This is a genomic window from Streptomyces botrytidirepellens (assembly GCF_003721215.1).
GTDB lineage: Bacteria > Actinomycetota > Actinomycetes > Streptomycetales > Streptomycetaceae > Streptomyces > Streptomyces himastatinicus.
Map to the genome: position 1 here is coordinate 24,961 of NZ_RIBZ01000299.1, position 15,318 is coordinate 40,278.

At 72.2% G+C, this 15,318-nt stretch carries 5 protein-coding genes; 4 read left to right on the plus strand and 1 reads right to left on the minus strand.

All coding sequences use genetic code 11. The annotated features are described in order from the left end of the window. Positions 1 to 149 precede the first annotated feature (149 nt). Positions 150 to 1,577 carry a sugar porter family MFS transporter gene (locus EEJ42_RS24935; protein ID WP_123103081.1) on the plus strand — a complete coding sequence of 476 codons (1,428 nt, stop codon included), beginning with the start codon at positions 150 to 152 and terminating at the stop codon, positions 1,575 to 1,577. A gap of 11 nt (positions 1,578 to 1,588) precedes the next feature. Here EEJ42_RS24935 and EEJ42_RS24940 read toward each other — a convergent pair whose 3' ends face one another. Then, positions 1,589 to 3,994 carry an ATP-binding cassette domain-containing protein gene (locus EEJ42_RS24940; protein ID WP_184503259.1) on the minus strand — a complete coding sequence of 802 codons (2,406 nt, stop codon included), beginning with the start codon at positions 3,992 to 3,994 and terminating at the stop codon, positions 1,589 to 1,591. Between the two features lie 329 nt (positions 3,995 to 4,323). Between EEJ42_RS24940 and EEJ42_RS24945 the strand changes: the two genes are divergently transcribed. The 3 genes from EEJ42_RS24945 to EEJ42_RS53130 form a co-directional block, all read left to right on the plus strand. Beyond that, positions 4,324 to 5,190 carry a calcium-binding protein gene (locus tag EEJ42_RS24945; protein WP_123103083.1) on the plus strand — a complete coding sequence of 289 codons (867 nt, stop codon included), beginning with the start codon at positions 4,324 to 4,326 and terminating at the stop codon, positions 5,188 to 5,190. Positions 5,191 to 5,580: 390 nt separating this feature from the next. Further along, positions 5,581 to 8,361 carry an AAA family ATPase gene (locus EEJ42_RS24950; RefSeq protein ID WP_123103085.1) on the plus strand — a complete coding sequence of 927 codons (2,781 nt, stop codon included), beginning with the start codon at positions 5,581 to 5,583 and terminating at the stop codon, positions 8,359 to 8,361. 249 nt (positions 8,362 to 8,610) lie between these two features. Then, positions 8,611 to 15,318, plus strand: a 6,708-nt coding sequence (locus EEJ42_RS53130) for a type I polyketide synthase (protein ID WP_281291507.1), incomplete at its 3' end; no start/stop codon positions are given.

Sequence of the window (15,318 nt, forward strand, 5' to 3'; positions counted from 1 at the left end):
ACCGGCAACCGTCTATTGACATGACATTTGGACAAGGGACATCGTACTCCTACTAGAGCGCGCTAGTAGAGCGCGACAGCCCACCCTTCCCATCGCATCCGTCACCTCGGACTGGTGGACGCCACACCCCGTTCGGCAAAGGACTGACCATGGACGTCAGGGACGACGCAGCACGCCCCGCCCCCGCCCCGCCCATCGACGACGCCCCGTCGGCGGTGACCCGGCGGCTGAGAGTCATCACGATCATCGCCACCTTCGGCGGGCTCCTCTTCGGCTACGACACCGGTGTCATCAACGGCGCCCTGCCCTATATGACCGACGACCTGGGCCTGACCCCCGTCACCGAGGGCATGGTCACCAGCTCGCTGCTGCTGGGCGCGGCGCTGGGCGCGGTCACCGGGGGCAGGCTCTCGGACGCGCGGGGGCGGCGGCGCAACATCCTGCTGCTGGCCGTGGTGTTCTTCCTGGCCACCCTCGGCTGTACGCTCGCGCCGAACACCGAGGTCATGATCGTGGCGCGGTTCGCGCTCGGTCTCGCGGTGGGCGGCGCCTCGGTGACCGTGCCGGTGTACCTCGCGGAGGTGTCCCCCGCCGAGCGGCGTGGCGCGCTGGTCACCCGCAATGAACTCATGATCGTCAGTGGCCAGTTGCTGGCCTTCACCTCCAACGCGGTCATCGCGCGGGTGGGCGGCGAGTCCGGCGGTGTCTGGCGGTGGATGCTGGTCATCGCGACCGTCCCGGCCGTGGTGCTGTGGTTCGGCATGCTGGTGATGCCGGAGAGCCCGCGCTGGCTGGCCTCCAAGGGTCGTTTCAACGAGGCGTTCGAGGTGCTCAAGCAGGTCAGGTCCCGGCCCCGGGCCGAGGCCGAGCTGAGCGAGGTGTCGGCGCTCGCCGTCAAGGACGAGCAGCAGAAGCTCGGCGGCTGGCAGGACATGAAGGCCACCCCGTGGATGCGCAAGCTGATGTTCGTGGGGTTCGGCATCGCGATCGTCCAGCAGATCACCGGCGTCAACACGATCATGTACTACGGGACGCAGATCCTCACCGACGCCGGTTTCACCTCGGACAGCGCGCTCACGGCGAACATCGCCAACGGTGTGATCTCGGTCCTCGCCACCTTCGTCGGCATCTGGCTGCTGGGCCGGGTCAACCGCCGCCCCATGCTGATGACCGGCCAGCTCGGCACGACCTGCGCCCTGCTGCTCATCGGCGTGTTCTCGCTCGTCCTGCCGGAGGGCACGGTCCGCGCCTTCGCGGTGCTGGCCATGACGGTGACGTTCCTGGCCTTCCAGCAGGGCGCGATATCGCCGGTCACCTGGCTGATGCTCTCCGAGATCTTCCCGACGCGCATGCGCGGGTTCGGGATGGGCATCGCGGCCGTGGTGCTGTGGCTGACCAACTTCGCGATCGGCCTGGTCTTCCCCTCGCTGGTGTCCGCGCTGGGGATCTCCAACACCTTCTTCCTCTTCGTAGCCGCGGGAGTCCTCTCCCTCGCGTTCGTGAAGCGGTACGTCCCCGAGACCCGGGGACGTACGCTCGAAGTCCTCGAAGCGGAACTGCGCGCCCGCTTCTCCTGACGTTTTCGCCGTCAGGCGCCGACGTAGGCCGCCAGGTGCTCGCCGGTGAGGGTGGAGCGGGCGGCGACGAGGTCGGCGGGGGTGCCCTCGAAGACGATCCGGCCGCCGTCGTGGCCCGCGCCGGGGCCGAGGTCGATGATCCAGTCGGCATGCGCCATCACCGCCTGGTGGTGCTCGATGACGATGACCGACTTGCCGGAGTCCACGAGCCGGTCGAGCAGGCCGAGCAGATGCTCGACATCGGCGAGGTGCAGCCCGGTGGTCGGCTCGTCCAGGACGTAGACGCCGCCCTTCTCGGCCATGTGCGTGGCCAGCTTGAGCCGCTGCCGCTCACCGCCGGACAGCGTGGTGAGCGGCTGGCCCAGGCTGAGGTAGCCGAGCCCGACGTCGGCCAGGCGGCCGAGGATGCGGTGCGCGGCCGGGGTGCGCGCCTCACCGGCGCCGAAGAACTCCTCGGCCTCGGCCACCGACATCGCCAGCACCTCGCTGATGTCGCGGCCGCCGAGGCGGTGGTCCAGCACCGACGCCTGGAACCGCTTCCCGTCGCACTCCTCGCAGGTGGTGGAGACACCGGCCATCATCGCCAGGTCGGTGAAGATGACACCGGCGCCGTTGCACTGGGGGCAGGCGCCCTCGGAGTTGGCGCTGAACAGCCCCGGCTTCACGCCGTTGACCTTGGCGAACGCCTTGCGGATCGGCTCGAGCAGCCCGGTGTACGTCGCCGGGTTGCTGCGCCGGGAGCCGCGGATCGCGCCCTGGTCGATCGCCACCACCCCCGCCTCGGCGGCCTCCCGGCTGCCCACCAGCGAGCCGTGCATGAGCGAGCTCTTGCCCGAGCCCGCCACGCCGGTGACGGCGACCAGCACGCCGAGCGGGATGTCGACGTCGACGTCGCGCAGGTTGTGCGCCGTCGCGCCGCGGATCGGCAGCGTGCCGGTGGACGTCCGTACCGCCTTCTTGAGGGCGGCCCGGTCGTCGAAGTGGCGGCCGGTGATGGTGCCACCGGTCCGCAGCCCCTCGACGGTGCCCTCGAAGCAGACGCTGCCACCTGCCGTACCGGCGCCGGGGCCGAGGTCGACCACGTGGTCGGCGATCGCGATGGTCTCCGGCTTGTGCTCCACGACGAGCACCGTGTTGCCCTTGTCCCGCAGCCGCAGCAGCAGGTTGTTCATCCGCTGGATGTCATGGGGGTGCAGCCCGATGGTGGGCTCGTCGAAGACGTACGTGACGTCGGTGAGCGAGGAGCCGAGGTGGCGGATCATCTTGACGCGCTGCGCCTCGCCGCCCGACAGCGTGCCCGACGGCCGGTCGAGCGAGAGATAGCCGAGGCCGATCTCCCCGAACGATTCGAGGGTGTGCTGGAGCGCGGTGAGCAGCGGCGCCACCGACGGCTCGGTCAGTTCGCGCACCCATGCGGCCAGGTCGCTGATCTGCATCGCGCAGGCGTCGGCGATGTTGATTCCGCCGATCCGTGAGGACCGGGCCCCCTCGCTCAGCCGGGTGCCGTCGCACTCGGGGCAGGAGGTGAAGGTGACCGCCCGGTCCACGAACGCCCGGATGTGCGGCTGCATCGCCTCCCGGTCCTTGGAGAGGAACGACTTCTGGATCTTGGGGATCAGCCCCTCGTAGGTGAGGTTGACGCCGTTGACCTTCACCTTGGTCGGCTCGCCGTAGAGGAAGGCGTGCATCTCCTTCTTGGTGAACCTGCTGATCGGCTTGTCCGGGTCGAGGAAGCCCGACTGGGCGTAGAGCCCCACGGTCCACACGTTGTCCGACTTCCAGCCGGGGATGGTGAACGCGCCCTCGGAGATCGACTTGGAGTCGTCGTAGAGCTGGGTGAGGTCGATGTCGGAGACCGAGCCCCGGCCCTCGCAGCGCGGGCACATGCCGCCGGTGCGGCTGAAGGTCGCCTTCACGGCCTTGGTGTTGCCGCGTTCGACCGTGATCGCACCGCTCGCCCGGACCGAGGGGACGTTGAAGGCGAACGCGCCGGGCGGACCGATGTGCGGCTGCCCGAGGCGGCTGAAGAGGATGCGCAGCATCGCGTTGGCGTCGGTGGCGGTGCCGACCGTGGAGCGGGGGTCGGACCCCATCCGCTGCTGGTCGACGATGATCGCGGTCGTCAGCCCGTCGAGCACGTCGACCTCGGGCCGGGCCAGCGTCGGCATGAACCCCTGGACGAAGGTGCTGTAGGTCTCGTTGATCATCCGCTGGGACTCGGCGGCGATCGTGTCGAACACCAGCGAGCTCTTGCCCGAGCCGGAGACACCGGTGAACACCGTCAGCCGGCGCTTCGGGATCTCGATGCTGACGTCCTTGAGGTTGTTCTCGCGCGCGCCGTGCACACGGATCAGGTCGTGGCTGTCGGCGATGTGCGGCGCAGGCGACTGCGTGTCCGTCTTCGTGGTCATGCTCATCGTGTCTCCATCTGTGGGACGGGGGCGTCTGCGCGGCCCGTCGGCGTCGCCTGGCGCGGCCTGACCGGCTTCGAGCAGTATGTCGCGTTCTCGTGCGACCGCGCTTCTCCATCTCTGATCGGTCTCTGATCGGCCTCTGATCCTTCTCTGATCGGCCCGGCGTCCGCTTCGGGGGTTGCCTTTCGGTGCTCTCCGGGAGAACACCGGGAAGCCGCTGGGTGACATGTTCACCCCGAGCCTCTGACGAGGGATTTCCGGCACAACCCCCTCCGCCGACGCCCCGTCTAAGCGGGTGATCATCCACCAGTTGCCCGAAGGGTTACCTCCGCATGGCTCAGCACAGAATCCTCGCCTCCACAGCCATCGCCACCGCCGCGCTCGCCGTCGCGTTAGGCGGCGCCGCGCTCTGGGCGCCCGCCGCCCACGCGGACACGGCGGCCGCGGCGACCCAGGCCACCCTCACCCACGAGGACGGCGTGCTCTCGTACCTGGCCGCCGCCGGACAGACGAACAAGGTGACGGTCTCCACGGAGAACATCGACGTCGACCCCTCCCAGTTCGGCGGCGACTTCCTCATCACCTTCCGCGACCAGTCCGGCATGGGCATCGACGCGTCGGCCGCGCAGTGGGACGCCTGTACGTACCCCTCGGATGCCGATCACACCGTCGTGCAGTGCATCATCGCCGAGCCCCTGGGCTCGGACGACTCGACCACCTTCGAACTCTTCCTGGGCGACGGCGCCGACACCGCGACGGTCGACGGCAAGGCGGGCACGATCGCCGCGCTCCGCGGCGGCGCCGGTGACGACGTCCTCGAGGGAACCGGGCAGAACCATTTCCTGGGCGAGGACGGCGACGACCGCATCGACGGCGGCAACGGCATGGGCGTCCGGGGCGGCGAGGGCGATGACACCATCGTCGGCGCCTGCTCGTACGAGTGCCGCGGCGACGCCGGGAACGACACCCTCACGGGAACCGGCGACGCCGACAACCTGTACGGCGACGACGGAGACGACATCCTGCGCGCCGGGGCCGAGAACGACTACGTATACGGCGGCAAGGGCAACGACACGCTGTACGGCGAGGACGGCAACGACACGATGTACGGCAACAGCGGCAACGACACCCTGTACGGCGGCAAGGGCACGGACACGCTCTCCGGTGGACCCGGCACCAACAAGGTGTACCAGGACTGACGGACGAGCCGTCACCCGAGGCCGCGGCGGTCACCGCCGCGGTCTTCGCCGTGTTCATGACCCCCAGGACCATGTCCCCTGGTCCCGGTGCGTGACAGGTGTCTACAACAAAATACCCTGTTTCTCTACGGCTTTGGCCTTTTCATGATCCGAGCATCGGACACAAGGAATTCATCGCTCCGCAAAGACATGACCGACCTCCTTCCCGGAAACCACAGGATCCTGGCACTAAGATTTCCCTAGGAATACCTTCAAGGGGTGTTCAGCGGCGTCGCGCCGAATATCCTACCGCCCGGATAGTGACCGAATGAAGGTCGCGTACTTCCAGCATTGACGAGTCCGTTCCGTTCCCCGGAGTGCCGGAAAACGGGACCGGCTTCGTGATCAAAGATGCCGACAGGGGGAAGCTCAACAGTGTTGGTGGAACGAAGAAAATTACTGGAACAGCTCGACGATCTCCTGATGCAGTCCGCGCGGGGCAGGGGGGCCATTGCCGCGGTCAGCGGTTCGACGGCGATGGGCAAGACCACGGTGCTCAACGCTCTGGCGGAACGGGCCACCGCGGCGGGCAGCACGGTGCTCGGTGTGGTGAGTTCGCCGCACGAGCGCGACGTCCCGTACAGCGCGCTCGCCCAGCTCTTCCACGCGATCGACGCGCGTTCCGTCCCGCCGGTGGCCCAGGGCGACTCCCTGGCCGTCGCGCACCACACGTACCAGGTCATCGCCGACCTGGCGGCCCGGCGTCCGCTGCTGATCACCGTGGACGACATCCAGCACACCGACACGGCCAGCCTCTCCTGCCTGCGCTACGTGGCGCAGCGCCTCAACCGGCTTCCTCTGGCGCTGGTGTTCACGCGCGGTGTCTCCGTCGAGGAGCAACCGCCGCGCATCCTGCACGACCTCCTCTACCGGACGAGCGTGCGCCGCTTCCACCTGGGCCCGCTCTCGCGGGCGGGCGTCAGGGAGCTGTCACCGACCCCGCCCGCGGACCGGTTCATCACCGAGATACACACCCTGAGCGGTGGCAATCCGCTGCTCGCCCAGGCGCTCATCGAGGAGCACCGGCTGCGCGCCACGCCCGAATCCACGGCGGGAGCGGCCCCGTCGGAGGGTGACGCGACCGCGCCGCTCCCCGACGGAGGGATGGCGATCGGGCCCGTCTTCCAGCAGGCGGTCCTCGCGTACCTGCACCGCATCGGCCCGCGCGCGGTCCTGCTCGCCCGGTGTGTCGCACTGCTGGACGAGGCGGCCACGCCGCTGCTGCTCAGCCGGTTGAGCGGCATCGACACGGAACTTCTGAAGCGCTACCTCCGGTTGCTCACCGGCATCGGCGTGCTGAACGGCGCGCGGCTGCGGCACGCGGGCGTCCGGCAGGCGGTCCTCGGCGAGATGCCCCACGGCGAGGCGACGGAGCTGCGGTACCGCGCCGCCCGCCTGCTGTACGACAGCGGGGCGCCACCCCAGCCGGTCGCCGCGCAACTGCTCGGCGCCGGTCCGCTGCACGAGGACTGGGTGCTGGACGTCCTGCGGGACGCCGCCTGCCAGGCCCTGAACGAGGGGGATGTCCACCGGGGCATCCGGTGTCTGGAGCTGGCCCGCGAATGCTGCGTGGACGAGGGGCAGCGGCTGGCGGTGAAGTCACAGTACGCCTGCGGTCAGTGGCAGTTGCGCCCCGCCGACTCGGCCCCGCACTTCCTGGCGCTCAAGGGCCCCATCGTCGAGGGGAAGCTGACGGGGAACGACGCGCTGTGGGCCGCCGAGGGCATGCTGTTCCACCTCGGCTTCGACGAGGCGCTGGTGGCCATCGACCATCTCAACGACGGCGACGAGGAGATGGCGACCGCGCTGCACGGCACGCGGATGCTCATGGCCTCGGAGGTCCCCGGTGTGCTCGACCGGCTGAGCCGTCCGCTGCCGGACACCGCCGCCCCGGCCATGTCCCACTCGGAGCTGCGCGCCCGACACGCCCTGGCCCTGGTGTTGGAGCGGGGGGCCGACGAGTACGCCATCGCCCTGGCCGAGCAGGTGTTCCAGAGCAGCCAGAACGCGGTGACCTCGCAGCTCAGCAGCCTGCCGAAGGCGCTGCTCGCCCTGTGCTACGCGGATCGGCTCGACGCCGCGGCCAAGTGGCACGACCATCTGGCGGGCGACGCGGGGCGCCATGACGCCCCGGCCTGGCGGGCGCAGATCGCCTGCGTCGGCGCGCTCGTGTCGCTGCGGCGCGGACGGCTGGCCGACGCCGTGCGCCAGGCGGAGACGGCGTACGCCCGGCTGTCCGGGCCGCGGTGGAACGTCAGCAGCGCGCTGGCGCTGGCCATACTGGTCGAGGCGCACACCGCGATGGGCGATCACCAGGCGGCGGCCGGGTACCTGGCGCCGGAGCCGCCGCCGGAGCTGTTCCTCACCCGCGCGGGGCTGCACTATCTGTACGCGCGCGGCCGCCACCACCTCGCCACCGGCAACACGTATCTGGCGCTGTCGGACTTCCAGGGGTGCGGCAGCCTGATGCGGCGCTGGAACGTCGACACGCCCGCCGTGGCGCCCTGGCGGCTGGGCGAGGCGGAGGCGTGGCTGCGGCTGGGCGACCGGGAGCGGGCGGCCCGGCTCGTCGAGAAGCAGCTCGCGAGGCCGGACACGGGGCTCGCCCGGTCGCGCGGGATGGCGCTGCACGGCTTGGCCCTGGTTCAGCCGACCGCTCAGCAACCCCCCGTTCTGCGGGACGCGTTCCGCCTGCTGGAGAGCTGTGGCGCACGGTACGAGGCGGCCACCGTGCTGGCCGACCTGAGCCGGGCGTACCAGCAGTTGGGGGACAAGCGGGCCCGTCCGACCGCGCGGCGGGCGTGGCGGCTCGCCAAGAGCTGCCAGGCGGAACCCCTGTGCCAGGAGTTGCTTCCGACGTCCACGCCACGGAGCATCGGCACACGCGGGGGCGCGGGATCCGGCGAGAGTGACCGTACGGACCAGGGCGGCTTCGGCGGGCTGAGCGAATCCGAGCGGCGCGTCGCCATGCTGGCCGCCCAGGGGTACGCCAACCGTGAGATCGCCGACCGGCTGTTCATCACGGTCAGCACCGTGGAGCAGCATCTGACCCGCGTCTACCGCAAGATGGGCATCAGAAACCGCGAACAGCTGCTCCAGGGGGCGCACGCCGTCAGCTACGAGTCCGCCTGACCCCTCCCGTCATGCCTCCGCCGTGCCGCAGCGGGGGCCGTCGTCCGCCCGCCCCTTTCCCGAGGGGCGGGCGGACTGCTGTCGGCTCCGCCGCGTCCGTCGTCGCCCAGTGCGTCGTCGCCCAGGACACGGCCTCCTAGGGGGCTCTACGGGTAGCTAGGGGCGGGTGGCGGAGCCGACGATCGACCCTCAGGACGAACGCCAGCCCGGCGTTTTCGACAGCGCGCGAGGAGGGAGGCACTCGCCACCATGACGAGTGATCTTGTTCACGGTACTGATGCCATCGCAATCACCGGCGTGTCGTGCCGCCTCCCCCAGGCGTCCGACCCCGGTGCCTTCTGGGAGTTGCTCCGCGCGGGCCGCAGTGCGATCAGCGAGGTGCCACCGGACCGCTGGGACCCGGACGCGGTGCTGCCGGACGAGGACGAACGGCATCGGGCCGGGCTGCGCCACGGCGGATTCCTCGACCGGGTGGACGCGTTCGACGCGGCGTTCTTCGGCATCTCCCCGCGCGAGGCGGTGGCGATCGACCCGCAGCAGCGGCTGTTCGCCGAACTGGCCTGGGAGGCGCTGGAGGACGCGGGCATCGTCCCGGAAACGCTGCGCTCCACCGCGACCGGCGTGATGGTCGGGGCGATCGCCGCCGACTACGCGGCGCTGGCGCAGCGCGGCGGCGCGATCACCCAGCACTCGCTGCCCGGGCTGAACCGCGGTGTCATCGCCAACCGGGTCTCGTACGCGCTGGGTCTGCGCGGCCCGAGCCTGGCGGTCGACACGGCGCAGTCGTCGTCGCTGGTGGCGGTGCACCTCGCGGTGGAGAGCCTCCGCAAGGGCGAGTGCACCCTGGCGCTGGCGGGCGGTGTGGCGCTGAACTTCGCGCCCGAGAGCGCCGAGGTCGCCGGGCGGTTCGGCGGGCTGTCGCCGGACGGGCGCTGCTTCACCTTCGACGCGCGGGCCAACGGCTATGTGCGCGGTGAGGGCGGCGGGGTCGTCGTACTCAAGCCGCTGGTGGACGCGGTGCGCGACGGGGACACGGTGTACGGGGTCATCCTCGGCAGCGCCGTCAACAACGACGGCGCCACGGACGGGCTCACCGTGCCCAGCGCGGAGGCGCAGGCGGCGGTGGCGCGGCAGGCGTGCGAGGACGCGGGGGTGGACCCGGCGCAGGTGCGCTATGTGGAGCTGCACGGGACGGGCACGCCGACGGGCGATCCGCTGGAGGCGGCGGGCGTGGGCGCCGCGTACGGCAGCGCACGGCCCGCGGGCTCGCCGGTCCTCGTCGGCTCGGCCAAGACCAACGTGGGGCATCTGGAGGGCGCGGCGGGCATCGTCGGGCTCATCAAGACGGCGCTGAGCATCCGGCACCGGGAGATCCCGGCGAGCCTGAACTACGAGAAGCCGCACCCCCGCATCGACCCCGAGGCGCTGAACCTGCGCGTTCAGACCGCGTGCGGCCCGTGGCCGGATGCGCCGCTGCTGGCCGGGGTGAGTTCGTTCGGCGTGGGCGGGACGAACTGCCACGTCGTGCTCGGCGAGGGTCCCGAGGAGAGCGCGCCGGACACTTCGGAGAGCGACGAGCCGGTGGTCCCGCTGGCGCCGTGGCTGGTGTCCGGACGTACCGAGGCGGCCCTGCGCGACCAGGCCGGACGGCTGCTGGAGCGGCGGGCTGCCGAGGGCGATGGGGCCGGGGACGCGTACGACATCGGCTGGTCGCTCACCCGTACCCGCACCCACTTCGAGCACCGCGCCGTGGCCCTCGGGCTCGACCACGACGCGCAGCTGGAGGCGTTGCGGACCGGGGCCGAGCTGCCCGGGCTGGTCACGGGGGTCACGGGCGACCACGGCAAGGTGGCGCTGGTGTTCCCGGGGCAGGGCTCGCAGTGGGAGGGCATGGCGCGCGAGCTGCTGCGTACGTCCGCGGTGTTCCGCGCGTCGATCGAGGCGTGCGACGCGGCGCTCGCCCCGTACGTCGACTGGTCGCTCCTGGACACGCTGACCGCCGAGTCCGGCGCGCCGTCCCTGACGCGCGCGGATGTCGTCCAGCCCGTGCTGTTCGCGGTGATGGTGTCGCTGGCCCGGGTGTGGGAGTCGCTGGGCGTGCGGCCGGACGCGGTGGTCGGGCATTCGCAGGGCGAGGTGGCCGCGGCGCACATCGCGGGAGCGCTCAGCCTGGAGGACGCCGCCCGGGTGGTGGCACTGCGCAGCCGGACCATCATGACGCTGGCGGGCACCGGGGCCATGGCGTCGGTGCCGCTGCCGGCCGACCACGTTGCCGCGTACATCGCCCCCTTCGGCGAGGGCCTGAGCATCGCCGCGGTCAACGGGCCCGGCACCACGGTGGTGGCCGGGGCCCCGGAGGAGGTGGCCGCGCTCCTGGCCCGCTGCGAGGCGGACGGGATCCGGGCGAAGGCCGTCCCCGCCGTGGACTTCGCGTCGCACTCGCCGCACATGGAGGCCATCCGGGAGCGGTTGCTGGAGCAGCTCGCGGGGGTGACGCCGCGTTCGTGTGACATCGCGTTCTATTCGACGGTCACCGGAAGCGCCATCGACACCGCCGGGCTGGACGCCGGGTACTGGTACGCCAACCTCCGTCAGCCAGTCCTCTTCGAGGCCACGCTCCGGGCCATGGCGGAGGCCGGGTTCGGCACGTATCTGGAGTCGAGCCCGCATCCCGTGCTCACGCTCGGGCTGCGGGAGACGCTGCCGGAGGCGCTGGTCGTGGGGTCGCTGCGGCGCAACGAGGCGCCGTGGCCGCCGCTGCTGACCTCGCTGGCGGAGCTTCATGTGCGCGGCCTGTCCGTGGACTGGTCCGCGGTCTTCGCGGGGCGGGCGCCGCGTCGCGTGGCGCTGCCGACGTACGCGTTCCAGCGGGAGCGCTACTGGCCGGAGGTGTCCACCGCGTTCGAGTCCGCCGCGCGGACGGCCGTCCCCGATGCGGAGGTCGAGCGCGCGCGGGCCGCCGCGGCGGACTCCGGGACGGCGACGTGGGCGGAGCGGCTCGCCGGGCTGCCGGAAGACGAGCGGAGCCGTACGGCGCTGGAGCTGGTGCGGCTGCGCACGGCCATCGTGCTCGGCCACCTGAGCACGGACACGGTGGAGGTCGACCGGGCGTTCCGTGAGCTGGGCATGGACTCCACGATGGCGGTCCAGCTGCGCCAGAACCTGATGGACGCCACCGGGCTGACGCTGCCGGAGACCGTCGTCTTCGACCACCCGAGCCCGGCCCGGCTGGCGCGGCAGCTGTGCGAACTGGCCCAGGGCGAGGGCGCGTTGCCCGTCGTTTCGTCCCCACCGCGGGCGGTGGACACCGACGACCCGATCGTGGTCGTCGGCATGGCCTGCCGCTACCCCGGTGGCGCCGGTTCGCCCGAGGAGCTGTGGCGGCTGGTCGACGGCGGTGTGGACGCCATCTCGGGGTTCCCCTCCGACCGGGGCTGGGACCTGGGCGCGCTGTACGACCCCGAGCCCGGTGTGCGGGGCAAGACCTACACCCGGCACGGCGGGTTCCTGGAGGACGCCGCCGAGTTCGACGCGGAGTTCTTCGGCATCAGCCCGCGCGAGGCCACCGCGATGGACCCGCAGCAGCGGGTGTTGTTGCAGGTCACCTGGGAGGCGTTCGAGCGCGCCGGGATCGATCCGGGCACGCTGCACGGCAGCGGCACCGGGGTGTTCGTGGGCGCGATGTCCCAGGAGTACGGCCCGCGGCTGCACGAGGGTGACGACGGGCTGGGCGGCTATCTGCTCACCGGCAACACCGCGAGTGTCGCCTCGGGACGGCTCGCCTACACCTTCGGGCTCGAAGGCCCGGCGGTGACGATCGACACGGCCTGCTCGTCGTCGCTGGTCGCGATGCACCAGGCGGTGCAGGCGCTGCGCGTCGGGGACTGTTCGCTGGCGGTGGCGGGCGGCGTCACGGTCATGGCGACCCCGGGCATGTTCGTGGAGTTCGGGCAGCAGCGCGGACTGGCCGCGGACGGCCGGTGCAAGTCGTTCGCGGCCGGTGCCGACGGCACGATCTGGGCCGAGGGCGCGGGCATGCTCCTGCTCGAACGACTCTCCGACGCCCGGGCCAACGGGCACACCGTCCTGGCCGTCATCCGCGGCTCGGCGGTCAACCAGGACGGCGCCAGCAACGGCCTGACCGCGCCGAACGGTCCGTCGCAGCAGCGCGTCATCACCGCCGCGCTGGCCGCCGCCGGGCTCTCCCCCGACCAGGTCGACGCCGTCGAAGGCCACGGCACCGGCACCACGCTCGGCGACCCCATCGAGGCGCAGGCCCTGCTCGCCACCTACGGCCAGGGACGCGAGGAGCCGCTGTGGCTGGGCTCGCTGAAGTCCAACATCGGCCACGCGCAGGCCGCGGCGGGTGTCGGCGGCGTCATCAAGATGATCCAGGCCATGCGCCACGCCACCCTGCCCCGAACCCTCCACGTCGACGAGCCCAGCCCGCACATCGACTGGACCACCGGGAACATCCAGCTCCTCGCCGAGGCCCGGCCCTGGCCCGAGAAGGGCCGCCCCCGCCGCGCCGCCGTCTCCTCGTTCGGCATCAGCGGCACCAACGCCCACCTCATCCTCGAAGCCCCGCCCACGCCCGAGGACACCGAGGACGCCGGGGACCAGCAGGACGCGCCCCAGGGCACCCTGCTCCCGTGGGTGCTCTCCGCCAAGTCCGAGCAGGCGCTGCGGGACCAGGCCCGGCGGCTGCGCGGCCACCTGGCCGACCACCCCGGCCTCCCGCCCGCCGCCATCGGCCGCTCCCTGGCCACCACGCGCGCCCACTTCGCCCACCGGGCCGCGGTGGTGGCGGCCGACCGCGAGGCGTTCGACCAGGCCCTGGACGCCCTCACCCGCGGCGAGCCGTCGCCCGCGCTGGTGCGCGGCACCGCCCGCCCCGGCAGGACCGCCTTCCTGTTCACCGGACAGGGCAGTCAGCGCCTCGGCATGGGCCGGGGGCTGTACGAGGCGTTCCCGGTGTTCGCGCGCGCCTTCGACGAGGTGTGCGGCGTCCTCGACCCCGCGGTGCGCGAGGTGATGTGGGGCGACGAGGAGGCGCTGCACCGTACGGAGTTCACCCAGCCCGCCATCTTCGCGGTGGAGGTGGCGCTGTTCCGGCTGCTGGAGTCCTGGGGCGTACGGCCCGACTTCGTCGCCGGTCACTCGATCGGCGAGCTGGCCGCCGCACACGTCGCCGGGGTGTTCTCGCTGGATGACGCCGCCGCGCTGGTCACCGCGCGGGGGCGGCTGATGGGGTCGCTGCCGCCCGGGGGCGCGATGGTGGCGGTCGAGGCCACCGAGGACGAGGTGGCGCCGTATCTCACCGAGCGGGTGGATCTCGCCGCCGTCAACGGCCCCACCTCCGTGGTGCTCTCGGGCGCCGAGGACGCCGTCACCGCGGTCCTCGAACGGCTCGGTGAGCGCAGGACGAACCGCCTGACGGTGTCCCACGCGTTCCACTCGCCGCTGATGGACCCGATGCTGGAGGACTTCCGCTGGGTCGCCCAGACGGTGACGTACGCCGAGCCACGCATCCCGGTGGTGGCGGACGGCGACGTGGCCACCGCGGAGTACTGGGTGCGGCATGTGCGCGGGACGGTCCGGTTCGCCGACGCGGTGACCCGGCTTGAGGCCGAAGGCGCCACCCACTACGTGGAGTTGGGGCCCGACCGGGTCCTCACCGCCATGGTCCGCCACAGCCTCACCGACCCCGACGGCGCCGTCCTCGTCCCCACCCTCCACCGCGACCGCGACGAGTCGCAGGCGCTGCTGGGCGCCCTCGCCCGCCTGCACACCCACGGCGTCGCCCTCGACTGGGCCCGCCTGTTCGGCGACACCCCGCTCCCGGCCGTCGACCTGCCCACGTACGCGTTCCAGCGCGAGCGCTACTGGCTGGAGACGCCGAAGCCCACCCTGGGCGCCGACGGCCTGGGGATGACGGCGACCGGCCATCCGATCCTGACCACCGCGGCCGAACTCCCCGACCCGGGAGGCCTGCTCCTGACCGGCCGGGTGAACGCCGCCAGCCCCGGCTGGGCGGCCGACCACGCCGTCTTCGGCACGCCCGTCATGCCGGGCGTGGCGTTCGTGGACATGCTGCTGCACGCCGCGAGGCGGGCGGGATGCGCTCGCGTCGAGGAGCTCACCCACCACGTCTTCCTGGCCCTGCCCGAGCACGGCGCCCTCCAGCTGCGGGTCCTCGTCCGGGCGGCGGACGACGCGGGGCGGCGGCCCTTCGCCGTCCACTCACGGCCCGAGGACGCCCCGCCGGGCACCGACTGGACCTGCCACGCCACCGGCGCGCTCGGCGCCACCACGGAGTCCCTCAGCGCGCCCGACGACGCGGCCTGGCCCCCGACCTCCGCCGAACCCCTCACCACCGACGGGTTCTACCGTCGGATCGCCGACGCCGGTTTCGGCTACGGCCCGCTGTTCCAGGGGCTCAAGGCCGCCTGGCGGGACGGTGACGATGCTCTGTACGCCGAGGTCACCCTGCCCGCGGGCACGGCCCCGGGCCCGTACGGCGTCCACCCCGGGCTGCTCGACTCGGCGCTCCATCCGCTCGCCCTGGCCGCGGGGGACTCCGACGACGGCACGCTCCAGGTGCCGTTCTCCTGGAGCGGGGTGACCCTCCACGCGACCGGCGCACGCGCCCTGCGGGTCCGGCTCGCCCGCCTCGCGGCCGACGCGGTCGCGCTGCGGGTCATGGACTCCGCCGGGGCGCCGGTCCTGACCGTCGACTCGCTCGTCCTGCGCCCGGTCGGCGCCGAGCAGCTCGCCGCGGCCAGGCCCGACCGCGACGGCGCGCTCCACGAGGTGACCTGGCGCGCGGTGGCCACGCCGCAGGACGCCGCCGTGTCCACCGAGGGCGCGGCGTGGGCGGTGGTCGGGGACGCGGGTGACCGGCTGGTCGCCGCGGCGCTGGCCGCGCTCGGCCCCGCTGCCGAGACGTACCCGGAC